Genomic DNA, 23,302 nt, shown 5'->3' with positions numbered 1-23,302 from the left:
GCAGGTGTAACAAATACCAGAATAACCGCTTAACTTGTACTGGTACAAGCGCGGCCCTATTGTAGCGATTCGCGCGCTGACAGGCAGCGGGCGCCCCACCCAACGAAGGAGCGAACGATGAAACACCACGACCAGGTCGCCGACGCATTCGGCACGACGGCCGCCGCCTACCTGACGAGCACGGTCCACGCGACGGGCGCCGATCTGCAGGCACTGGCGGACGCCGTGCGCGCGACGCCCGACGGCGCGGTGCTCGATCTCGGCTGCGGCGCGGGCCACGCGAGCTTTGCAGTCGCGCCGCACGTGCGCGACGTGGTCGCCTACGATCTCGCCGCGCCGATGCTCGCGACCGTCGACGCCGCCGCGCGCGAGCGCGGGCTCGCGAACATCCGCACGCAGCAGGGCCCGGCCGAGCGGCTGCCGTTCGACGCGGGCACCTTCGACTGGGTGGTCAGCCGGATGAGTGCGCACCACTGGCACGACGTGCGCGCGGCGCTCGCCGAGGTGCGCCGCGTGCTCAAGCCGGGCGGCCGCGTGCTGATGATCGACATCGCGGGCAACGACCATCCGCTGCTCGACACGTATCTGCAGGCCGCGGAAGTGCTGCGCGACGCGTCCCACGTGCGCGACTACCGTGCCGACGAATGGCTCGCGATGTTCCGCGGCGCCGGTTTCGATGCACAGGTGCAAAGCCGCTGGCGCCTGCCGATCGATTTCGAGACGTGGGTCGAGCGGATTCGCACGCCGGCCGACAGCGTCGCGGGCATCCGCGCGCTGTGGGCGCATGCGCCCGACGAGGTGCGCGGCTACTACGCGGTGCAGCCGGACGGGTCGTTCGAGCACGATGCGTTGCTGATCGACGCGCGATGAATCGGCGGCACGGCGGCCATCTCAATCGTGCCGTCGTACCGCTGTGCCGCCGCGCCGTCCGATGAAAAAAGCCGCGATACGCGTGACGCGCGTATCGCGGCTTTCCTATCGCGATGCCGGCGCGGCGCGGGGCGGACCCGCGCCGCGCGCGGATCAGCCCGTGTTGCGCAGGCCGGCCGCGATCCCGTTGATGGTCAGGTGAATCCCGCGGCGCAGCCGCGCGTTCGTGTCGCCCGCGCGGTGACGCTTGATCAGCTCGACCTGCAGGTGGTTCAGCGGATCGAGATACGGGAAGCGGTTCTTGATCGAGCGCGCGAGCAGCGGGTTGGTCGCGAGGCGGCCTTCGTGCCCGGTGATTTCCGCTAGCGCCTGCGACGTGCGCTCCCATTCCGCGACGATCCGCTCGAACACGTGCTTGCGCAGCTTGCGGTCGGCGACCAGCTGCGCATAGCGCGACGCGACCGCGAGATCGGTCTTCGCGAGCACCATGTCCATGTTCGACAGCAGGTTCGCGAAGAACGGCCAGGTCTTGTTCATCTTCTTGAGCAGCGTCAGGCGCTTCGTGCGTTCGGCCTCGTCCGGCGCGCCGTCGAGATACGCGCTCACCGCGCTGCCGAAGCCGTACCAGCCCGTCAGCAGCAGCCGGCACTGACCCCACGAGAAGCCCCACGGAATCGCGCGCAGGTCTTCGATCTTGCGGTTCTTCGGATCCTGCAGCTTGCGCGAGGCCGGGCGGCTGCCGATGTTCAGTTCCGCGATCTCGGTGATCGGCGTCGACGAGAAGAAGTAGTCGGTGAAGCCGGGCGTTTCATAGACGAGCGCGCGATACGACGCCATCGCGGCGTCCGACAGCGTCTGCATCACGGCTTCGAACGCGGGCAGTTGTGCGGGCGCGTTCGACTGCGGCAGCAGCGACGCCTCGAGCGTCGCGGCGACCACCGTCTCGAGGTTGCGCCGGCCGATTTCGGGGTTCGCGAACTTGCTCGCGATCACCTCGCCCTGTTCGGTCAGGCGAATCTGGCCGTTGACGGTACCCGGCGGCTGCGACAGGATCGCCTGGTAGGTCGGGCCGCCCCCGCGGCCGACCGTGCCGCCGCGGCCGTGGAACAGCCGCAGCGTGATCTTGCGTTCGCGGAACACGTCGACGAGCGCGAGTTCGGCGCGATACAGCTCCCAGTTCGACGTCAGGAAGCCGCCGTCCTTGTTGCTGTCCGAATAGCCGAGCATCACCTCCTGCTCGGCGCCCTGGTGCGCGATCAGCGCGTCGATGCCCGGCAGCGCGAAGTACTCGCGCATGATGCGCGCGGCGTCGCGCAGGTCGGGGATCGTCTCGAACAGCGGGATCACCATCAGGCCGTTCTTCGCATGGCTGCCGAGCGGGCCTTCGAGCAGGCCCGTTTCCTTCTGCAGCAGCAGCACCTCGACGAGGTCGCTGACGGTTTCCGTATGCGAGATGATGTAGTTGCGCACCGCGCGCGCGCCGAACTGCGCGCGCACGTCGCGGGCCTTCTCGAACACGCCGAGCTCGCTCTGCGCGAGCGCCGAGTATTCGAGGTACGGCGAGCGCAGCGGGCGCGGATCGGCGAGTGCGGCCAGCAGCACGCGCAGCTTGTCTTCCTCGGCGAGCGCCGCGTAGTTGGCTTCGACGCCGGCACGCGCGAACAGCTCCGCGACCACGGCTTCGTGGATGTCGGAGCTCTGGCGCAGGTCGATGCTCGCGAGATGGAAGCCGAACACTTCGGCCGCGCGCACCAGCGGAGCCAGGCGCGGCGCGGCGAGCGACGCGCCGTGGTGTTCGTCGAGCGAGGCGGTCAGCACCTTCAGGTCGGCGACGAACGCTTCGGAATCAGCATACGGAATCGCGCGCACCGGCGGCGCGCCGCGGCCCGCGCTGCGCACCGGCACCGTGCCTTCGCCAAGGCGCACGCGCGCGCTGGCGGCGAGCCGCGTGTAGATGCCGATCAGCGCACGGCGATACGGTTCGTCGACGCGGTGCGGCGACTGGTCGGGGGACGCGGCCGCGAGCGCCTTCACCGCGTCGTTCGCGCCGACCAGCAGGTTCGACACCGACAGCTCGGCGCCGAGCTTGTGAACCTGTTCCAGATAATGTTCGAGGATCACCGCGGCCTGGCGGTTGATCGCTTCGTCGAGCGTCGGGCCGGTGACGTTCGGGTTGCCGTCGCGATCGCCGCCGATCCAGCTGCCCATCTGGAAGAACGCGGGTACGCGCGCGGACAGGCCGTGCTCGGCGAGCGCGGCCTCGATGTCGCCGTACAGCGCGGGCAGCTCGTCGAGGAACGTCGCGCGGTAGTACGACAGCGCGTTCTCGATCTCGTCGCCGACCGTCAGGCGCGAGTCGCGCAGCATGCGGGTCTGCCACAGCGCGGTCACGCGCGCACGCAGCATCGATTCGTTGTACGAGCGTTCGCGCGCGGTGAGCGGCTGGTCGCGTTCGGCGAGCAGCCGCGCGATGTCGTGCTGCGCGTCGAGGATGCTCTTGCGCTGCACTTCGGTCGGGTGTGCGGTCAGCACCGGCACGATCAGCGCATCGTCGAAGAAGCGCTGCAGCAGGCGCTTCGACGCGTTGCCGGTCGTCTTCAGCTGTTCGAGCGCATACGCGACGGTGCCGGGCTGCGGCGCGGAGCCGGCCAGCGCGTGGATGCGGCGGCGGCGGTTGTGGTGGCGGTCTTCCGCGATGTTCGCGAGGTGCGAGAAATAGCTGAACGCGCGCACGACGCTCACCGTCTGCTCCGGCGTCAGCTTGCGCAGCTTTTTCTCCAAAGTCTGCGCGGCTTCGCTGTCGTCTTCGCGGCGGAACTTCACCGCGGTCTGGCGGATCGTTTCGACGACGTCGAACACCGTGTCGCCTTCCTGTTCGCGCACCACGTCGCCGAGCAGGCGGCCGAGGAAGCGGATGTCCTCGAACAGCGGGCCGTCCTTGTCCTCGCGCGTGCGCACGCCCGGCTTCGCCGTGCGGGCAGCCGGGCCCGACGTCTTGATCGCGCGTTTTGTCCGAGGTATCGAGTCTTTCGGTTTCGTTGCCGTTTTCGCACGGCCGTTCGCGGCGGTAGCGATGGTGCCCGTCTGGGCGTCGGGGGAGGGCAAGGCAGCATTGCGGCGCGTCGTACGCGCCGATCCGGAAGACTTCACGATGGGTTTCCTTGGGAAAGCTCGAGTCAAAAGGGACTGCGGGTACTGCGGAAACTACGGGAACTGCGGTCAAGCAACCAGCTACGTGCGGCGCATCCGCGCATCGGTGTCCCCGCCCGCGCCGAAGCGCGGCGGGCGCGGGCTCCGGGCCCGGGCGGGCCGAAGCGTGCGTGCTACCATTGTTCGATCTTCCATCCCGTCCTTCGATGTTCCAGCAATGAATTCCGAGACTATTTCGGCACAAGCCCCTGCGACGCTGACGATTGCTTCGCGCGAGAGCCGCCTGGCGATGTGGCAAGCCGAACATGTGCGTGATGCGCTGCGCAAATTATATCCAGCTTGCGACGTGAAAATCCTCGGGATGACGACCCGCGGCGACCAGATTCTCGATCGTACGCTGTCGAAGGTCGGCGGCAAGGGCCTGTTCGTGAAGGAGCTGGAGAATGCGCTCGCCGACGGTCGCGCCGACCTGGCCGTGCATTCGCTGAAGGACGTGCCGATGGCGCTGCCCGACGGCTTCGCGCTCACCGCGATCATGGAGCGCGAGGATCCGCGCGATGCGTTCGTGTCGAACGACTACGCGTCGCTCGACGCGCTGCCGGCCGGTGCCGTCGTCGGCACGTCGAGCCTGCGCCGCGAGGCGATGCTGCGCGCGCGCTATCCGCACCTCGACGTGCTGCCGCTGCGCGGCAACCTCGACACGCGCCTGTCGAAGCTCGATCGCGGCGACTATGCGGCGATCATTCTCGCGGCCGCCGGCCTCAAGCGCCTCGGCCTCGAAGCGCGAATCCGTACACTGATCGACGTCGAGGACAGCCCGCCGGCGGCCGGTCAGGGCGCGCTCGGCATCGAAATCGCCGCGCACCGCACGGACGTCGCCGCATGGCTCGCGCCGCTGCACGACCCGCAGACCGCGCTCGCGGTCGAGGCCGAGCGGATGGTGTCGCGCGCACTCGGCGGCAGCTGCGAGGTGCCGCTCGCCGCGCACGCGGTGTGGCGCGCCGGCGAGCTGTACCTGACGGGCCGCGTGTCGACGACCGACGGCCAGCGCGTGCTGACGGCCGAAGAGTGCGGCGCCGTCATGACCGTCGCCGATGCGCTCGCGCTCGGCCGCGCGGTGTCCGACGAGCTCGAGGCGCAGGGCGCGCTCGACATCGTCAACGCACTGCTGGCCGCGTCGCAGGCCGGCAAGGGCGACGCCTGATGGCGGGCGGCGCGCGCGCGTTCACCGCCGTCCTGACGCGCCCGGACGGGCAGTCGGCCGGACTCTCGGCCCAACTGGCCAAGGCCGGCTGCGACGTGCTCGAATTCCCGCTGATCAACATCGCGCCGGTCGATGATCCGGCGCCGCTCGACGCCGCGTTCGCGGCGCTTGACCGTTACGCGCTGGTGATCTTCGTGTCGCCGAACGCGATCGAGCGCGCGCTCGCGCAGTACGGCGCGATCTGGCCGAATGCACTGCCGGTCGGCGTCGTCGGCCCGGGCAGCGTCGCGGCGCTCGAGCGCCACGGAATCGCGGCGCCCGCGCATCGCGTGATCGCGCCGCAGGCGCCCGCCGACGGCGGCGTGCCGCATTACGATTCGGAAAACCTGTTCGCGAGCATCGAGGCCGCGTTCGGCGGCGCGCAGGCGCTCGCCGGCAAGCACGTGCTGATCGTGCGCGGCGACGGCGGGCGCGAATGGCTCGCCGAGCGGCTGCGCGAAGCCGGCGCGGACGTCACGCTGGTCGCCGCGTACCGGCGCGTCGTGCCCGAGCCGCGCGTCGGCGCGTGGGAGCGCGTGCATGCGCTACTCGCCGGCGCGCCGCACGCGTGGCTCGTCACGAGCTCGGAAGGGGTGCGCAACCTGCACGAACTCGCGCGCACCCACCTGAACGACGCCGAGATCGAAGCGCTGAAGCATGCGCCGCTCGTGACGCCGCACCCGCGCATCGAGCAGACCGCCCGCGCACTGGGTTTTGATAGGATTACGCTGACCGGCGCGGGCGATGAGCGCATCGTCCGCGCGTTTCGAACGATGGCCGACGAGGCCGTCCAACCGGCGACAGCCGCACCGGTGACTAAACGCATGACAGATACCAACGATTCCAAAAGCGTCGCTTCCCAGCCGGCCGCTGCCTCCGCGCCGCCGTCCAGTCCCCCTTATCTCGCGCAATCGCCTGCGCGCCGCGGCAGCAGCGCGGCGCTCTGGTTCGTCGTCGTCGTGCTCGGCTGCGCCGCGGGCGTGGGCGCCTACGCGCTGAACCGCAAGGTCGACCGGCTCGACGCCACGTTCGTCGCGCGCCAGAAGGCGCTCGACGCGCAAACGGCCGAGACCCGCATGAAGACCGAGCAGGCGCTCGCGGGCACGCACCAGGTCGACACGCAGCTCGCGCAGCTCGACGGCAAGCTCGCCGACGCGCAGAGCGCGCAGCAGGCGCTGCAGCAGCAGTACCAGGACCTGTCGCGCAACCGCGATGCCTGGATGCTGGAAGAAGTCGACCAGATGCTGTCGAGCGCGAGCCAGCAACTGCAGCTCAGCGGCAACACGCAGCTCGCGCTGATCGCGCTGCAGAATGCCGACGCGCGCCTCGCGACGTCGCAGAGCGCGCAGGCCGTCACGGTGCGCAAGGCGCTCGCGCAGGACATCGAGAAGCTGAAGGCCGCACCGTCGGCCGACCTCACGGGCCTCGCGATCAAGCTCGACGACGCGATCGCGAAGATCGACGCGCTGCCGCTGTCGGGCGAGGCGATCGTTCCGCACGCGGCGCCGAAGGCCGCGCCGGCCGATGCCGCATCGTCGGTCGCGGCGGACACGCCGCGCTGGAAGGTGTGGTGGCATGACTTCTCGGCGGGCCTCGGCGAGCAACTGAAGGGCCTCGTGCAGGTGCGCCGGATCGACAATGCGGACGCGATGCTCGCGTCGCCCGACCAGGGCTACTTCGTGCGCGAGAACGTGAAGCTGCGCCTGCTCACCGCGCGGCTGTCGCTGCTCTCGCGCAATGACACCGCGATGAAGGCCGACCTGCATGCCGCGCAGGCGTCGCTCGGCAAGTATTTCGACCCGGCATCGAAGGACACGCAAACCGTCCAGGATCTGCTCCGGCAGGTCGACGGCGCATCGCTGACGGTCGCGGTGCCGAACCTGAACACGAGCCTGAACGCCGTTCAGCAGTTCAAGAGCCGGGGGTAACGATGACGCTTCGAGGAATCGTCTGGCTCGCGATCCTGTTCGGGATCGCCGCGGCACTCGCCACCGTCGGCCGTTTCGACGCGGGGCAGGTGCTGCTCGTCTATCCGCCGTACCGGATCGACGTGTCGCTGAACCTGTTCGTGATCGGCATCGTCGTGCTGTTCATCGTCGTGTACGCGCTGCTGCGCATCGTGCGCAACATCTGGCGCATGCCGCAGCGGGTCGCCGCGTATCGTGCGCGTTCGCGCAACGAGAAGGCACAGGCGTCGCTGCGCGATGCGATCGCGAACCTGTATGCGGGCCGCTTCTCGCGCGCCGAGAAGGCCGCGCGCGACGCGCTCGCGGTCGATGCGAACCAGGGCGCCGCGAGTCTCGTCGCGGCGACCGCCGCGCACCGGATGCACGAGTACACGCGCCGCGACGACTGGCTGTCGAAGGTGGACGCGCCCGAATGGCAGGACGCGAGGCTGCTTGCCGCGGCCGACATGCGCGCGGATGCACGCGATGCCGACGGCGCGCTCGCCGCGCTGGCCGACCTGCAGGCGGGCGGCAAGCGCATCCATGCGCAGCAGGTCGCCCTGCGCGCGCAGCAGCAGTTGAAGAACTGGGCCGAGGTGCTGAAGCTCGCGAAGGCGCTCGAGAAGCGCGAGGCGCTGCATCCGGCCGCGGCCGTGCGGCTGCGCCAGCAGGCGGCGGAGAACCTGCTGCGCGAACGCCGGCACGACCCGGACGCGCTGCTCGAAGTGTGGCAGTCGCTGTCGCCGCTCGAGCGTCAGTCGCCGCGCCTCGCCGATCTCGCGGCCGAACTGCTGGTGCCGCTCGAGCGTCGCCCCGAAGCGCGCCGCATCGTCGAGGACGCGCTCGCGCACAACTGGGATGCGCGGCTGCTGCGCCGCTATCCGGATACGGCCGGCGGCGATGCGCTGCCGCTGATCCAGAAGGCCGAAGGGTGGAAGAAGGATCACCCGGACGATGCCGACCTGCTGTTCGCGCTCGGCCGTCTCTGCCAGCAGCAGCAGCTATGGGGCAAGGCGCAGTCGTTCCTCGAGGCCGCGTTGAAGCAGGCCGACAACGAGGCGCTGAAAGTGCGTGCGCACCGTGCGCTCGCACGCCTGTTCGAGCATCTCGGCGAAACCGACAAGGCGGCGAAGCACTACCGCGAAAGCGCGCTCGCGATCACCGTGGTCTGACGCGGCGGCGGTCCTCTGCCGCGCGTGGACATGCCCCGAACGCCGATTGGCCTTCGGGGCATTTTTTATCCGGTGCCGCCTGGCAGGCCGGCCCGGACGCCGTGGTTCACGTGCTTTTGCAGCACGGCGCCCGCGAGCCCGCAGTCGAGCCCGCTGCCGAGCCGGTAGACGTCGTCGTGCGGCGCACCGGCGGCGGGCGCGACCCGGTCGGCTTCATGCTCGCGCGCGAGTGCGACGAGGTTACGCCCACCGCGTCACTTGTCGACGAGTCGCTTCGGCACCGACAGCGCGAGCAGCCCGCCGAGCACGAGGAACGCGGCGAGCATGTACATGCCCGCGTCGTTGGCGCCCGTCGCCTGCTTGAGCCAGCCCATCAGGTACGGGCTCAGGAAACCCGCGAGGTTGCCGATCGAGTTGATCATCGCGATGCCGGCCGCGGCCGCCGCGCCGCCGAGGAACGCGGTCGGCAGGCTCCAGAACAGCGGCAGCGTCGTCAGGATGCCCATCGTCGCGAGCGTGAGGCCGAGCATCGCCAGCGCCGTCTGGTGCGCCCAGATCACCGACAACACGAGCCCGAGCGCGCCGAACGCGGCCGGAATCGCAAGGTGCCAGCGTCGTTCGCGCCGCTTGTCCGCGCTGTATGCGATCAGGATCATCGCGACCACCGCCGCCGCATACGGAATCGCCGATAGCAGGCCGATCGTGAACGTGTCGACCACGCCGGTCGCCTTGATGATCGTCGGCAGCCAGAAGCCGACGCCGTACAGGCCCATCACGAACGAGAAGTAGATGAGCGCCATCAGCCACACGCGCGGGCTCGCCATCACCGCGCCGAGCGGCAGGTCTTCCTTGGTCGCTTCCTCCGCGTCGACGTTGCGCGCGAGCAGCGCCTTTTCCTCGTCGGTGAGCCATTTGGCCTTCGAGATTCGGTCGTCGAGCGCGAAGAACACGAGCACGCCGGCCAGCACCGACGGGATCCCTTCGAGCAGGAACAGCCATTGCCAGCCGTGCCAGCCGCTCACGCCGTTGAACGCCTTCAGGATGAAGCCCGAGATTGGTCCGCCGATCACGCCGGACAGTGCGACGGCGGTCATGAAGAAGGTCGTCATCCGGCCGCGCCGGTGCGCGGGATACCAGTAGGTGAGATACAGGATCACGCCGGGGAAGAAGCCGGCTTCGGCGACGCCGAGCAGGAAGCGCATCACGTAGAACATCGCGGGCGTCGTGACGAACATCGTCAGGATCGAGATCACGCCCCACGTCGCCATGATCCGCGCGATCCAGACGCGCGCGCCGACCTTGTGCAGGATGATGTTGCTCGGGACTTCGAACAAGAAGTAGCCGAAGAAGAAGATCCCGGCGCCGAGCCCGTAGACGGTGTCGCTGAGATTCAGGTCGCTCGCCATCTGCAGCTTCGCGAAGCCGACGTTCACGCGGTCGAGATACGCGACCACGTAGCACAGCAGCAGGAGCGGCGTGAGCCGCCACGACACCTTGCGGTAGGTTGCTTCCTCGAATGCGCCGGACGAGCCCGGCAGCGACTGCATCGATGTAGCCATGTTGTCTCCTGTCCTTGTCTTGTCATGTGCCGGAGCCGGCGCGTCGGCGCCCGATCCGGTGTCTTGCGAAGCAATGCCGATGCGTGGGTGCACCATGCGTGGATGCGGCCGGCGATGCCGGCGCGCGCCATCACGGTCGTGCGGCTAGATGCAGCGCCCGCCGTCGACTTCGAGACAGACGCCGGTGATGAACTCGGCTTCGTCGGATGCGAGGTACAGGGCTGCGTTCGCGATGTCCTGCGGCGTCGAGAAGCGGCCGAGCGGAATCGTCGCGAGGAACCGGCGGCGATTCTCCGGCGTGTCCTCGCAGCCCATGAACTCGGTCATCAGGCCCGTCTCGCCGAGCACCGGGTTGATGCAGTTCACGCGGATCCGGTCGGCGCCGAGCTCGGCCGCGAGCGACTTGCTCGCGGTGATCATCGCGCCCTTCGTGCTGTTGTACCAGACGAGGCCCGGGCGCGGCCGCACGCCGGCCGTCGACGCGACGTTCACGAACACGCCGCCGCCCTGCGCGCGGAAATACGGAACCAGGGTCTGGACGCTCCAGAACAGGCTCTTCATGTTGACGGCGTACACGCGATCGAACTCGGCCTCCGTCACGTCGAGCACCGGCTTGTTGCGGTGCGTGGTGCCGGCGTTGTTCACGACGATCTGCACCGAGTGGAAATCGTCGAGCGCGGCCTGCAGCAGCGCGCGCCAGTCGGCGTCGCGGGACACGTCGCCCGCGACCGCGATCGCCTTGCCGCCCGCCAGCGCGATTTCGCTCGCGACGCGCTCCGCCGCCGCGCCGTTCAGGTCGTTGACGACGACGTTCGCGCCTTCGCGCGCATAGGTCTTCGCGATGCCCTCGCCGAAGCCCGAGCCGCCGCCGGTGACGATGGCCGTCTTGCCGCTCAACCGCATGGTGTGTCTCCTCTGTTGGATGCGTGCGTGGTGTTTCGGTGCGCGGCCGGTCGTTGCCGGCCGGGTTCAACGGGTCAGCCGTGCCGGATCGCGATCGTCTTCAGTACGGTGAAGCCATACAGCGCCTCGAAGCCTTTCTCGCGGCCATGGCCCGAGTGGCCGACGCCGCCGAACGGAAGTTCGACGCCGCCGCCCGCACCGTAGTTGTTGATGAACACCTGACCGGCGCGCAGGCGCCGCGCGAGGCGCAGCTGGCGCGCGCCGTCGCGGGTCCAGATGCCTGCGACGAGGCCGTACGGCGTGCCGTTCGCGAGTGCGACCGCTTCCTCCTCGTCGACGAAACGCATCGCGGCGAGCACCGGGCCGAACACTTCCTCCTGCGCGAGCCGGTGCGACGCCGGCACGTCGCGCAGCAGCGCGGGGGCCTGGTAGAAGCCGCTTTCGGGCGCGTCGGCGACGACCTGGCCGTGCCCTGCCATCGGAATGCCGTCATGCTGCGCGTCGGACAGGAAATCCCACACGCGCTGCTGCTGCTGTTCGCGTTGATCAGCGGGCCGCAGTCGAGATCCGCGCGGCTCGGGCCGACCCGCAGCCCGTTGAATGCGGTGGCGAGCCGATCGACGAGCGGCTCGTAGACCGCGTGCTCGATCAGCACGCGGCTGCCGGCCGAGCAGGTCTGCCCGCCGTTCTGCACGATCGCCGACACGAGCACGGGCAGCGCCGCTTCGAGATCGGCGTCGGCGAACACGATCTGCGGCGACTTGCCGCCGAGCTCGAGCGTGACGGGCACGTGGTTCTCGGCGGCCATCTGCGTGACCAGCTTGCCGGTCGCGGGCGAGCCCGTAAACGAGATGTGGTCGATGCCTGGGTGGCGCGCGAGCGCGGCGCCCGCTTCATGGCCGTAGCCGGTGACGACGTTGAGCGCACCGGCCGGCAGCCCGGCTTCGGCGGCCAGCTCGGCGACGCGCAGCACCGACAGGCACGCATCCTCGGCCGGCTTCACGACGCACGCGTTGCCGGCCGCGAGCGCCGCCCCGACGCTGCGCCCGAAGATCTGCATCGGGTAGTTCCAGGGCACGATGTGGCCGGTCACGCCATGCGGCTCGCGCACGGTCAGCACCGTATAGCCGGCCTGATAGGGGAGGGTCTCGCCGTGCAGTTTGTCGGCGGCGCCCGCGTAGAACTCGAAATAGCGCACGAGCGCGGCGGCATCGGCACGCGCCTGCTTCAGCGGCTTGCCGGTGTCGCGCGCCTCGATCGTCGCGAGTTCCTCGAGATGGTCGGCGATGCGTGCCGATAGCCGCATCAGCACGCGGCCGCGCTCGGCGGCGCTCGCCGCGCCCCACGGGCCCACGAACGCTTCGCGGGCCGCGGCGACCGCGCGCTCGATGTCGGGTGCCGTGCCGCGCGCGATCGTCGCGAACGGCTGGCCGTCGGAGGGATCGACGACCGGGATGGTCTCCAGTTGCGCGGGCAACGTCCATTCGCCCGCGATGAAGTGCTTCGCTTCTTCCATGCCTGCTCCTCGGGTCCCATGCTTCGAGGCGACGGACGACGTCGCCCGTGGTTCGGTGGCCGGACATCCGGAACGATTATCGCGCCGATCGTCATCCGGACGCCACCGGTCGATTGGCTATAATGGCGCATTCCCTGCGGGGACGCCCGCGGCGGTGCAGCGCCCGCGGCGCCCTGTCCCGAATTCCATCGACCAACAGAGAGCGCTATGAGCTTTAATCATGTTCCGGCCGGCAAGGACCTGCCGCACGATTTCAACGTGATCATCGAGATCCCCGCGCAAAGCGATCCGGTGAAGTACGAGGCGGACAAGGAACTGGGTCTCCTCGTCGTCGACCGCTTCATCGGTACCGGCATGCGCTACCCGGTGAACTACGGCTACATCCCGCAGACGCTGTCGGGCGACGGCGATCCCGTCGACGTGCTGGTGATCACGCCGTTCCCGCTGCTGGCCGGCTCGATCGTGCGTTCGCGCGTGCTCGGCATGCTGCAGATGACCGATGAGTCGGGCGTCGACGCGAAGCTGGTCGCCGTGCCGCACGACAAGGTCTGCCCGATGACGGCGAACCTGAAGTCGATCGACGACGTGCCCGAATACCTGAAGGATCAGATCAAGCACTTCTTCGAGCAGTACAAGGCGCTCGAGAAGGGCAAGTGGGTGAAGGTCGAAGGCTGGGCCGGCATCGACGCCGCGCACAAGGAAATCACCGACGGCGCCGCGAACTACCAGAAGTAAGCCCGTTGGCCGGCTTCGCGCCGGTTCGTTCGGAACGCAAACCGCGCGTGTCTCCTCAGGAGGCCGCGCGGTTTTGTTTTGTGCGCGGTGCGGCGCGTGCGGGGGTGTTCTTTCGTGCGCGTGCGGCAGTGGGCAGGGCGGCAGCGTTCGGTGCGGACTTCGCACGTTTCGCGCCGGTTGCGCGGCGTGCAGCGGCGACGGGCGCGGCCGTGACTGCGACGGCTTCGGTGGCGGCCTTTCTCGTCGATGCACGGCCGCGCGCCGGTGCGGACGCGGTGTCTGGCCGTTCATCCGTTGCGGACTTGCCGCCGGCCGCCGCCGGCGCTTTCCGTTGCGGCGCTGCGTTTGTGGCCGACTTGCCGCGCGACGCGATCTTTTTCCCTTCAGGGGCGTCGCCGGTCTTTGCACGCTTACTTGCCGGCGCGGCGCGGGTCTTCGTGGAAGCCTGCGGGGCTTCTCTGGACTTCACGGTCCTGGCTGCTTTCGCGTCGCTGCCTGACTTCGCGGCTTTCTTGAGAGGCTGTTTCGTTTCGGCAGGCGGCGGCGCATCGTCGCCGGGCGTGTCCTTGCCCTTCGCCTTCTTCCGCCCGCGCGAGCCGGCCTGCACACCGGCCGCCTCGACGCTGCCGTCGATCGACATCCCGGCCGGCAACACCGATTCCAGCGTCCGGATTCCGGCCGCCAGCTCGCGCTTCTGTGCGGCCGTGAGCCGCTTCACCCAGTACTCGGCACGCGATGCGATCGAGCGGTCGGGCAGCGGGAACGACGCGAGCACCGCGCGCGGCTTGCGCGAACGCGTGTAGCGTGCGCCCTTGCCGGATGCGTGTTCGTCGAAGCGCGCGGCGACATCGGTCGTGATGCCCGTGTAGACGCTGTCGTCGGCGCACTCGATCAGATACAGAAACCAGGACATGGGAAAGCGGCGGGATGCGAAGCCGCCAGTGTCTCAGAAATGGCGGCTCGCACCGCGAAAGACGCGATGCGCGAGCGTCGTCACGTGTGGTGCCGGAATGGATCGTGCTCGCGCAACTCGTCGACGTACGCGTGGATATGCTCGGTCTCGCGTGCGAGAAAATGCGCGACCGCATCTGAGAACGCCGGATGTGCGAGCCAGTGCGCGGAATGCGTGACGGTCGGCAGAAAGCCGCGCGCGAGCTTGTGCTCGCCCTGTGCGCCACCCTCGAACGTATCGAGCCCGGCCTCGATGCAGAATTCGAGCAGCTGGTAGTACGCCGTTTCGAAATGCAGGCAGGGCACGTGCTCGAGCGCGCCCCAGTAGCGACCGTACAGCGTGCCGCCGCCGTTCGCGCCACGCCGGTAGACGGCGAGCGAGCTCGCGATCGGGCGGCCGTCGGCTTCGGCGATCACGAGCAGCAGGTTCTCCGGCATCGTCGCGCCGATCGCGCGGAAGAAGTCGAGATTCAGGTACGGGCTCGAGTAGTGTTCGCGGTAGGTCTGCCGGTAGCAGCGCGAGAAGAAGCGCCAGTCGGCATCGGTGATCCGGTCGCCGGTGATCCGCCGGAACGTGACGCCGGCATCGCGCACCTTGCGCCGTTCGGCGCGGATGTTCTTGCGCTTCTTCTGCTCGAGCGTACCGAGGAAGTCGTCGAAGTCGCGGTAGCCGTCGTTGAGCCAGTGGAACTGCACGCCTTCGCGCAACATCATTCCCATCGATTCCAGCAGCCGCGCTTCGTCGCCAGTCGGGAACAGCACGTGCAGCGACGACACGTCGCTCTGCTCGGCGAACGCGAGCAGCGTGGCCGCGAGCTGGCGGCGTGCGTCGTCGTCGGCCGCGAGCAGGCGCGTGCCCTGCACGGGCGTGAACGGCACCGCGCACAGCAGCTTCGGGTAGTAGGACAGGCCGTTGCGCTGGTACGCGTCGGCCCATGCCCAGTCGAACACGTATTCGCCGTACGAATGCTGCTTTGCATAGACGGGCGCGGCGGCCGCGAGCCGGCCCGTGCGCGCATCGGTCAGCGTGACGAAGTGCGGCGACCAGCCGGTGTCGTCGACCGCGCAGCGCGCGACGTGCAGCGCGTCGAGGAATTCATGGCGCAGGAACGGCGTCGGCTGCGCGTCGCGCTCGAGCAGCGCGTTCCATTCGTCGGCCGGCACTTCCGCGGGGGACGACAGGATGCCCGTGCGATAATCGATGCGTTCGTGTTTCAAGCGTGAATCCGTACTGTTGGATGCCGCCGGATGCGTGCCGCCATGGCCCGCGTCCGGGACGATTTCGTCAGCCGTTCAGGGCGCGCCGCCGGGCTGCGCCGATCCCGTCATGAAGACCCGACTCGCTCTCGCCCAGATCAACGTCACCGTCGGCGATTTCGCCGGCAACGTCGCGCGAATCGTCGCGGCCGCCCGCGCCGCGCACAACGATGGTGCGCAACTGATGGTCGCACCCGAGCTCGCGCTGTCCGGCTATCCGCCGGAAGACCTGCTGCTGCGGCCCGCGTTCTACGCGGCGGCCGCTGCCGCGCTCGACGCGCTCGCCGACGCGCTGCGCCCGTTCGACGGGCTCGCGGTGCTGGTCGGTCATCCGTTGCGGGGTCCGGGCAGGGGACCGGGCAGGGATCGTGGCGACGATGCACGCGCGCCAGCCGTCGATGGTAATGCAAACCGCCCGATCGAGCGCGGCGTGCCGCCGGCCGACACCTACAACGCGGTATCGCTGATCGTCGGCGGCGAGATCGCCGGCACCTACCGCAAGCAGGATCTGCCGAATGCCGACGTGTTCGACGAGAAGCGCTATTTCGCGACCGACGCCGAACCGCTCGTGTTCGAACTGAACGGCGTCAAATTCGGCGTGATCATCTGCGAGGACGCATGGCATGCGTCGGCCGCGCAGATCGCGAAGGCCGCCGGCGCGCAGGTGCTGCTGATCCCGAACGGTTCGCCGTACCACATGAACAAGGAGGCGCTGCGCATCGACGTCCTGCGCGCGCGGATCCGCGAGACCGGGCTGCCGATGGTGTACGTGAACCTCGTCGGCGGCCAGGACGAGCTCGTGTTCGACGGCGGCTCGTTCGTGCTCGACGCGCAGGGTGCGCTCGTCGCGAAGATGCCGCAGTTCGACGAAGGGCACGCGATCGTCGAATTCGACGGCGCGCGCCCGCTGCCCGGCGCGGTCGCACCCGCGCTGCCGGTCGACGCGCAGGTCTATCGCGCGCTCGTGACCGGCGTGCGCGACTACATCGGCAAGAACGGCTTTCCCGGCGTGCTGATCGGGCTGTCGGGCGGCGTCGACTCGGCGCTGGTGCTCGCGGTCGCATGCGACGCGCTCGGGCCCGAGCGCGTGCGCGCGGTGATGATGCCGTCGTGCTACACGGCCGACATCTCGACCACCGACGCGGCGGAGATGGCGCGGCGCGTCGGCGTGCGCTACGACGAGATCGCGATCGCGCCGATGTTCGACGCGTTCCGGGCGGCGCTCGCGGACGAATTCGCGGGCCGCGCGGAGGACGCGACGGAAGAGAACATCCAGGCGCGCATCCGCGGCACGCTGCTGATGGCGCTGTCGAACAAGTTCGGCTCGATCGTGCTGACGACCGGCAACAAGAGCGAGATGGCGGTCGGCTACTGCACGCTGTACGGCGACATGGCCGGCGGCTTCGCGGTGATCAAGGACATCGCGAAAACGCTGGTCTACCAGCTGTGCCGCTATCGCAACGCGACCGCCGACTACGGGCAGCGCGACGTGATCCCCGAGCGGATCCTCACGCGCGCGCCGTCGGCCGAGCTGCGCGAGAACCAGACGGACCAGGACAGCCTGCCGCCGTACGACGTGCTCGACGCGATCATGCGGATGTACATGGAGGAGGACCGTCCGCTCGCGGAGATCGTCGCGGCCGGTTATGCGGAGGCCGACGTCGCACGCGTGACGCGGCTCATCAAGATCAACGAATACAAGCGCCGCCAGGCGCCGATCGGCATTCGCGTCACGCATCGCGCGTTCGGGCGCGACTGGCGCTATCCGATCACGTCACGCTTTACCGAACGTCTCGACTGAGCGGTGCTGGGCCGTACGCGGCCGGCCGGCTTACAATCGGGATCGCGATTGTGCATCCAAACGAGCATTGAGGGACAACCATCATGAAACGCATCACCGCCATCATCAAGCCGTTCAAGCTGGACGAAGTCCGCGAAGCGCTCGCCGAAGTCGGCCTCACGGGGCTGACCGTAACGGAAGTGAAGGGCTTCGGCCGCCAGAAGGGGCACACCGAGCTGTATCGCGGCGCCGAATACGTCGTCGACTTCCTGCCGAAGATGAAGATCGAGGTGGTCGTCGCGGAAGCGCAGGTCGACCAGGTGATCGACGCGGTCATCGGCGCGGCGCGCACGGGCAAGATCGGCGACGGCAAGATCTTCGTTTCGGACGTCGAGCGCGTGATCCGCATCCGCACCGGCGAAGAGAACGAAGCGGCGGTCTGAGCGCCGCACTCGGCCGATCAGGTCGATCCGGCCGCGGGTCGCACGATTCCGGCCCGCCAATAAAAAAACGGTGCGATACCCGGGTGGGTACCGCACCGATACGCGCCTCTCGCAGCAGCGTGGAAAGTGTTGTCGAATCGTTCTCTGGACGGCGCCTGATCAGAACAGGTGCTGGATGCCGGCGTAGACGCCGGTCTGGCTGCCGCCCGGATGCGGGTTGCCCGTCGATACGGCGGTGCCCGCACCGTTCGCGTTCAGGCCGAAGTTGGCCGTCGAGCTGTTGCGCACCGTCGCGACCTGCAGGTCGAACAGCGTGCGCTTCGAGATGTTGTACGAACCGCCGACCGTGTAGATGTTCGCGTTGCCGCCGCCGTGGTTCGCATTCACGTGGTACACGGCTGCGATCAGCGCGGCCGCCGGCGTGGCTTGCCACGTCACGCCGCCCCAGACCTGCTGGGTGCCGGTGATGCCGTTGTTGACGGCCGGGCCGCCGCTGCCGTCCGCGTGCGACGACTGATAAGCCGCTTGCAGCTTGAACTGGCCGAGGAACACGTTCAGGCCCGCGAAGTATTCACGCGAGTAGTTGAACACGTCGGAGAAGCGGCCATTGCTATCGCGCGTTTCGTCGTAGATGCCGCGCAACTGGAACAGCGAGTTCGTGTACGTGACCTGCGCACCGGCCGCACGGCCCGGCTGACCGGCCGTCGTGTTGCCGTTGAAGCTGGTCGAGTTCGAGAATGCGAACTGGCCGTAGAAGTCGAGGCCGTAGAACTGCGGCGACTGGTACGACACGTTGTTGCTGGTCTTGTTCCAGTTGCGGCCGCGCACGAGCGATGCCGACGACCAGCTCGACTGGCCCAGCGGATCGAAGTCCCACACGCCGTTCGCGATCGCGAGTTCGCGACCCAGCAGCAGCGTACCGTAGCGGTCGTTGGAGATGCCGACGGTCGCGAAACGATCCCAGATCGAGCCGCTCGTGCCGAGCCCGCCGTTCATCGTGTTGAACGCGCCTTCGAGGTGGAACAGGACCTTGTTGCCGCCGCCGATGTCCTCGCTGCCCTTCAAGCCCCACAGGCTCGTGCCCCAGTCGCCGCTTTCCGCGCGCACTTGGTGGCCGTTCTGCAGGCCGTTCAGGTACTCAAGGCCGGCATCCAGGCGACCGTACAGCGTGACGCTGCTCTGCGCGTGCGCCGTAACCACCCCAGCAGCCATCAGCGCGGCCGCGACCAAAGCTTTCTTCATCATCTCCTCCATACCCTGTCAAAAAGTCAACCCAGACTGCACGAGATGCCCGGCGCTGCGAGCGTCGGGCAAAAGCGAAAAGCGGGATAACCAGGGAGACCTCGTGCAGGGCCGGTAAGCGCGGCACGCGGGCAAGCGGACGGAAAAACCGTTGAGCGGTCCCGCGCGGCCGGGTCGGCTTGCGGGGTCTCCTTGTTGTGTCGTGAAGCTAAACTACATTTCACGAACTTCGTTTTGCTACTTTGGTTACTAATTTAGCAAAAATACAATTTTGTGGCGATGGAAATCGTTGTTTGACTAACACGTGTCGCCAATTTGCCATGCAACAGAGTGCGCGGCGGCAGCGCGGAGGGCCGCCGGTCCCCGTAAACCCTTGTCCGGAAAGGGAGACACGGATTCCGCGGTGTGGGGTCAAGGATTGCCACTATTGACGTTGCCGAGGCGCGAGCGTAAGCGTCGGAGACGTGAAATTGGTAAGTATTTCGTAATAAATCGGGCGTGGCCCGCGGTCGCCGGGCCGCATTTGAAACGACGCTGAAACGCTTGTGCGGCATGGGCCCTCGACCGCCGGGCAAGCGCGCCCGGCTCAACCCTGCGCCGGTCGTGCAGCGAGCAGTTGCGCGCGGATCCATCGGTGCGCATCGGTGCGTGCGTGCTTCGCGTGTGAGTAGACCTTCACCGTGTAGCGCGGGATCTCGAACGGCGCGGGGAAGATGCGGATCGGCGCCGCGTGGCGCAGCGCCTGCGCGGCGCGGTTCGGCACCGTCATCAGCAGCGCCGATTCCGCGATCGCGAACGGTGCGGCCAGCACGCTCGGCAGCTGCACGGCGACCTGCCGCGCGAGGCCGAGCCGGTCGAGCACGTAGTCGACGACGCCGCGCGACTCGTTCCACGGCGTGACGACCACGTGGCGTGCCGCGAGATACTGGTCCAGCGTCAGCCGCCGGCGGATGTCCGGATGCGCGGCGCTCGCGATCACCACGTAGTCATCCGAGAACCAGTCGAAATCCTCGATGCCCGGCGAGTCGGCGGCCGACTCCTCGTGATAACCGAGCGCGAAATCGATGCGGCCGGCCGCGAGCTCGTCGATCGAAATCTTGCGCTCGGAATGGACGACGCGGATCCGCAGCCGCGGCGCGACCCGCTCGATGCGCGCGAGCAAGGCCGGCAGCACGGCGAACGCCGTGTAGTCGCTCGCGGCGAACACGAACGTGCGGTCGCTTTGCGCGGGATCGAAGCGGCGCGCGCGGGCGAGCCCCTTCGACATCGTGTCGAGCGCGTCGCCGGCCCAGGTGGCGATGTCGTCGGCGCGTACAGTCGGCTGCATCTCGTTGCCGAGCCGCACGAACAGCGCGTCGCCGATCGCGTCGCGCAGCCGCGCGAGCGCGTGACTCAGCGCGGACGGGCTCATCGCCAGTTCGTGCGCGGCCGCGGCCACCGATCGGTGGCGATACAGCGCGTCGAACGCGAGCAGCAGGTTCAGGTCGAGACGGCGCAGATCGGGATGCATCATGTTCATGTCCGGATGAAGAAACTGCACTTCCTGCAGTTGAGCAGGGAACGTAGCATGTGGATCTGACCGCCGCCACGCGCATTTGCGCGGGCCACGGCTGCATTCCGTTTCCAGTCCGGGCCGAAGGAGGGCTCCCCGCCGTGCAAATCGACATCCGTTGCGCCACCGTCGCCGACGTCCCGCAAATCCTGCGTTTCATCACCGAGCTGGCCATCTACGAGAAGGCGGAGCATGAGGTGGTCGCGACGCCCGCGTCGCTCGAGCGCAGCCTGTTCGGCGAAGGCTCGCCCGCGCGTGCGCTGATCTGCGAGGTCGACGGCGAGCCGGCCGGCTTCGCCGTGTACTTCTTCTCGTATTCGACGTGGCTCGGCCGCCAGGGGCTGTATCTCGAGGATCTGTACGTATCGCCGCGCTTTCGCGGCGCGGGCGCCGGGCTGCGGCTGCTGAAGGCGCTCGCGCGCATCGCCGTGGACACTGGCTGCGGACGGTTCGAATGGAGCGTGCTCGACTGGAACGAGCCGGCGATCCGCTTTTACGAAAGCGTCGGCGCGGCGCCGCAGAGCGAATGGGTGCGCTACCGGCTCGCGGGCGATGCGCTGCGCGCGTTCGCGGACGGCGCGCCGGTGGACGCCGCGTAAACGCGAAACGGGCGCCGCCTGGCGCCCGCTCGTGTGTTGTATCGCGCAGCGCGCGTTACTTGAGGCTGCCCGACAGGAACCCGCGCAGGCGCTCGCTCTTCGGATTCGCGAACACCTCGGACGGCACGCCTTCTTCCTCGACGCGCCCCTGGTGCAGGAACATCACGTGATTCGACACGTTGCGCGCGAAGCCCATCTCGTGCGTGACGACGATCATCGTGCGGCCTTCCTCGGCGAGCTTCTGCATCACCTTCAGCACTTCGCCGACGAGTTCCGGGTCGAGCGCCGACGTCGGCTCGTCGAACAGCATCACGTCGGGATGCATCGCGAGCGCGCGCGCGATCGCGACGCGCTGCTGCTGGCCGCCCGACAGATGTGACGGATACTGCTTCTCGACGCGCGGCGCGAGACCGACCTTCTCGAGATACGTGCGGGCGCGATCCTCGGCTTCCTTCTTCGGGATGCCGAGCACGTTGACGGGCGCTTCCATCACGTTCTCGATCACGTTCATGTGCGACCAGAGATTGAAGTGCTGGAACACCATCGACAGCTTGGTGCGCACGCGTTGCAGCTGCTTCGAATCGGCCGCGCGCAGCGCGCCCGTCTTGTCGGCGGTGGTGCGCACTTCCTCGCCGTCGACGACGATGCGGCCTGCGTTCGGCTGTTCGAGGAAGTTGATACAGCGCAGCATCGTGCTCTTGCCGGAGCCGGACGAGCCGATCACGCTGATCACGTCGCCCGAGTTCGCCTTCAGCGACACGCCCTTGAGCACCTCGTTGTCGCCGTACCGCTTGTGCAGATCGTCGACGAAAAGTTTCTGAGTCTGGGAATTCATATAGTCCTGCGAAAACTTACTTGCCTTGCGGGCGCAGATACGCGAGCCAGCGACGCTCGGCCTGGCGGAACAGCCACACGAGCATGAACGAGATCACGAGATAGAGCAGGGCGGCGATGCCGAATGCATGGAACGACATGTAGGTCGCCGAGTTCACGTCGCGGGCGATCTTCAGGATGTCTGGCACGGTCGCTGTGAACGCGACGGTGGTCGCGTGCAGCATCAGGATCACTTCGTTGCTGTAGAGCGGCAGCGCGCGGCGCAGTGCGGACGGCAGGATCACGCGGCGATACATCGTGAAGGTGGACATCCCGTATGCGCGCGCGGCTTCGATCTCGCCGTACGAGGTCGCCTTGATCGCGCCCGCGAAGATCTCGGTGGTGTACGCGCACGTGTTCAGCGTGAACGCGAGCAGCGTGCAGTGCATCCCGTCGCGGAAGAACGAATCGAGCAGCGGCGTGCCGCGCACGAACTGCAGGCTGTAGAGGCCGGTGTAGCAGAGCAGCAGCTGCACGTAGAGCGGCGTGCCGCGGAACACGTACGTGTAGAGCCACACGGCGCGCGACAGCCACTTCCTCTTCGACACGCGGGCCACCGCGAGCGGCACCGACAGGCAGAAGCCCAGGCCGATCGACACGACGAGCAGCCACAGCGTGATCGCGACGCCGGTGATCCGGAAGCCGTCGGTATAGAGGTAGTTGCGCCAGTATTCTTGGATGAGTTCGATCATAGGTCAGCCTTGCGGACACCGGTCGAGTAGCGCTTTTCCAGCCACATCAGCACGAAGTTCGAGATCGTCGTGATGGCGAGGTACACCGCACCGGCGATCAGCGTGAAGAAGAAGAACCGCAGCGTGCCCTTGCCGGCGTCCTGCGACGCCTTCACGACATCCGCGAGGCCGATGATCGATACCAGCGCGGTCGACTTCACGAGCACCTGCCAGTTGTTGCCGATGCCGGGCAGCGCGAAGCGCATCATCTGCGGGAACATGATCCGCGCGAACACCTGCCAGTTGGTCATCCCGTACGCGCTGCCGGCCTCGAGCTGGCCGCGCGGCACCGACAGGAAGGCGCCGCGGAAGGTCTCGGTGAAGTACGCGCCGTAGATGAAGCCGAGCACGAGCACGCCGGCGAGGAACGGGTTGATGTCGATCTGGTCCCAGCCGAGCGCGTCGGTCGCGGAGTTCAGCCAGATCTGCAGGCTGTAGAACAGCAGCAGCATCAGCACGAGGTCGGGTACGCCGCGGATCAGCGTCGTGTAGACGGTGCCGATGCCGTTCGTCACGCGGTTGCGCGACAGCTTCGCGCCCGCGCCGAGCAGGCCCAGCAGGAACGACAACGCGAGCGACAGCACCGCCAGTTTGACGGTTTGCCAGGTGCCTGCGAGGATCAGCGGGCCGTAACCTTGTAGAAACATAGAGTGGTCCCTGGTGTGGTCCCTGAGGGCGCATGCGGTGCGCCGCGAAATACGCGCCCGCCAAGCTGCGCGGAACGCCCCGTGCGTATCATGACCGTCCGCCCCGGCAACGGTGCCGGGCCCGCCCGTCGCG

Annotated in this window: 18 protein-coding genes and 1 pseudogene; 8 read left to right on the top strand and 11 right to left on the bottom strand. The window is 68.1% G+C overall.

Annotation, left to right across the window (positions count from 1 at the left end):
- The first annotated feature begins 117 nt into the window (after positions 1-117).
- The gene (locus tag LMA02_RS12345; RefSeq protein ID WP_165751854.1) at positions 118-870 is read left to right on the top strand and encodes a class I SAM-dependent methyltransferase; all 753 of its coding nucleotides are present in this window, start codon (positions 118-120) and stop codon (positions 868-870) included.
- Between the two features lie 153 nt (positions 871-1,023).
- Here LMA02_RS12345 and ppc read toward each other — a convergent pair whose 3' ends face one another.
- Positions 1,024-4,020: a phosphoenolpyruvate carboxylase gene (gene ppc, locus LMA02_RS12340; RefSeq protein WP_228905170.1), complete on the bottom strand. Its 2,997-nt coding sequence runs from the start codon at positions 4,018-4,020 to the stop codon at positions 1,024-1,026.
- Between the two features lie 217 nt (positions 4,021-4,237).
- On the opposite strand from ppc, the gene hemC reads away from it, so the two are divergent.
- Genes hemC through LMA02_RS12325 form a run of 3 tightly spaced genes read left to right on the top strand, consistent with a single transcriptional unit; the run spans position 4,238 to position 8,381 of the window.
- A complete protein-coding gene (hemC, locus tag LMA02_RS12335; protein ID WP_166726488.1) occupies positions 4,238-5,224 on the top strand; it encodes a hydroxymethylbilane synthase in 987 nt (328 codons plus the stop codon).
- On the top strand, positions 5,224-7,191 hold the full coding sequence (hemDX, locus tag LMA02_RS12330) for a fused uroporphyrinogen-III synthase HemD/membrane protein HemX (RefSeq protein WP_228905168.1): 1,968 nt from the start codon (positions 5,224-5,226) through the stop codon (positions 7,189-7,191). The genes hemC and hemDX overlap by 1 nt, the downstream gene beginning before the upstream one ends.
- A gap of 2 nt (positions 7,192-7,193) precedes the next feature.
- Complete coding sequence (locus LMA02_RS12325; protein WP_228905165.1) at positions 7,194-8,381, top strand: heme biosynthesis protein HemY; 1,188 nt, start codon at positions 7,194-7,196, stop codon at positions 8,379-8,381.
- 254 nt (positions 8,382-8,635) lie between these two features.
- Here the strand turns inward: LMA02_RS12325 and LMA02_RS12320 are convergent, their stop codons facing one another.
- From LMA02_RS12320 to LMA02_RS12310, 3 genes and pseudogenes are all read right to left on the bottom strand, one after another.
- Complete coding sequence (locus tag LMA02_RS12320; RefSeq protein WP_228905163.1) at positions 8,636-9,940, bottom strand: MFS transporter; 1,305 nt, start codon at positions 9,938-9,940, stop codon at positions 8,636-8,638.
- 144 nt (positions 9,941-10,084) lie between these two features.
- On the bottom strand, positions 10,085-10,843 hold the full coding sequence (locus LMA02_RS12315; RefSeq protein ID WP_126228310.1) for an SDR family oxidoreductase: 759 nt from the start codon (positions 10,841-10,843) through the stop codon (positions 10,085-10,087).
- Between the two features lie 74 nt (positions 10,844-10,917).
- Positions 10,918-12,359: pseudogene (locus tag LMA02_RS12310) on the bottom strand (aldehyde dehydrogenase family protein).
- A 207-nt stretch (positions 12,360-12,566) separates the two neighbouring features.
- On the opposite strand from LMA02_RS12310, the gene ppa reads away from it, so the two are divergent.
- On the top strand, positions 12,567-13,094 hold the full coding sequence (gene ppa / locus LMA02_RS12305) for an inorganic diphosphatase (protein ID WP_014896363.1): 528 nt from the start codon (positions 12,567-12,569) through the stop codon (positions 13,092-13,094).
- Positions 13,095-13,149: 55 nt separating this feature from the next.
- Here the strand turns inward: ppa and LMA02_RS12300 are convergent, their stop codons facing one another.
- Positions 13,150-14,007, bottom strand: a complete 858-nt coding sequence (locus tag LMA02_RS12300) for a GIY-YIG nuclease family protein (RefSeq protein WP_228905161.1) — start codon at positions 14,005-14,007, stop codon at positions 13,150-13,152.
- An 80-nt stretch (positions 14,008-14,087) separates the two neighbouring features.
- Positions 14,088-15,263 (bottom strand): GNAT family N-acetyltransferase, encoded by a 1,176-nt coding sequence (locus LMA02_RS12295; protein ID WP_228905158.1) that lies wholly within the window; start codon positions 15,261-15,263, stop codon positions 14,088-14,090.
- A 109-nt stretch (positions 15,264-15,372) separates the two neighbouring features.
- Here LMA02_RS12295 and LMA02_RS12290 point away from each other — a divergent pair, with 109 nt between their 5' ends.
- Both LMA02_RS12290 and LMA02_RS12285 read left to right on the top strand, forming a co-directional pair.
- A complete protein-coding gene (locus tag LMA02_RS12290; protein ID WP_228905157.1) occupies positions 15,373-17,103 on the top strand; it encodes an NAD+ synthase in 1,731 nt (576 codons plus the stop codon).
- An 83-nt stretch (positions 17,104-17,186) separates the two neighbouring features.
- Complete coding sequence (locus LMA02_RS12285; RefSeq protein WP_006398637.1) at positions 17,187-17,525, top strand: P-II family nitrogen regulator; 339 nt, start codon at positions 17,187-17,189, stop codon at positions 17,523-17,525.
- A 159-nt stretch (positions 17,526-17,684) separates the two neighbouring features.
- On the opposite strand, the gene LMA02_RS12280 is transcribed toward LMA02_RS12285, so the two are convergent.
- Positions 17,685-18,770, bottom strand: a complete 1,086-nt coding sequence (locus LMA02_RS12280) for a porin (protein ID WP_166724208.1) — start codon at positions 18,768-18,770, stop codon at positions 17,685-17,687.
- Between the two features lie 583 nt (positions 18,771-19,353).
- A complete protein-coding gene (locus LMA02_RS12275; RefSeq protein ID WP_228905155.1) occupies positions 19,354-20,280 on the bottom strand; it encodes a LysR family transcriptional regulator in 927 nt (308 codons plus the stop codon).
- Between the two features lie 140 nt (positions 20,281-20,420).
- Here LMA02_RS12275 and LMA02_RS12270 point away from each other — a divergent pair, with 140 nt between their 5' ends.
- Positions 20,421-20,918 carry a GNAT family N-acetyltransferase gene (locus tag LMA02_RS12270; protein ID WP_175669685.1) on the top strand — a complete coding sequence of 166 codons (498 nt, stop codon included), beginning with the start codon at positions 20,421-20,423 and terminating at the stop codon, positions 20,916-20,918.
- A gap of 55 nt (positions 20,919-20,973) precedes the next feature.
- On the opposite strand, the gene LMA02_RS12265 is transcribed toward LMA02_RS12270, so the two are convergent.
- From LMA02_RS12265 to LMA02_RS12255, 3 genes are read right to left on the bottom strand one after another with little or no spacing between them, the layout of a single operon-like run.
- On the bottom strand, positions 20,974-21,753 hold the full coding sequence (locus tag LMA02_RS12265; RefSeq protein ID WP_011657624.1) for an ABC transporter ATP-binding protein: 780 nt from the start codon (positions 21,751-21,753) through the stop codon (positions 20,974-20,976).
- Positions 21,754-21,769: 16 nt separating this feature from the next.
- A complete protein-coding gene (locus tag LMA02_RS12260; protein WP_166724204.1) occupies positions 21,770-22,483 on the bottom strand; it encodes an ABC transporter permease in 714 nt (237 codons plus the stop codon).
- On the bottom strand, positions 22,480-23,169 hold the full coding sequence (locus LMA02_RS12255; RefSeq protein WP_228905153.1) for an ABC transporter permease: 690 nt from the start codon (positions 23,167-23,169) through the stop codon (positions 22,480-22,482). The genes LMA02_RS12260 and LMA02_RS12255 overlap by 4 nt, the downstream gene beginning before the upstream one ends.
- Positions 23,170-23,302 lie beyond the last annotated feature (133 nt).

Origin of the sequence: Burkholderia sp. B21-005 (assembly GCF_020843965.1) — a bacterium.
In the GTDB taxonomy this organism is placed as follows: Bacteria; Pseudomonadota; Gammaproteobacteria; order Burkholderiales; family Burkholderiaceae; genus Burkholderia; species Burkholderia ambifaria.
This window is presented reverse-complemented; position numbering and strand designations above follow the sequence as displayed.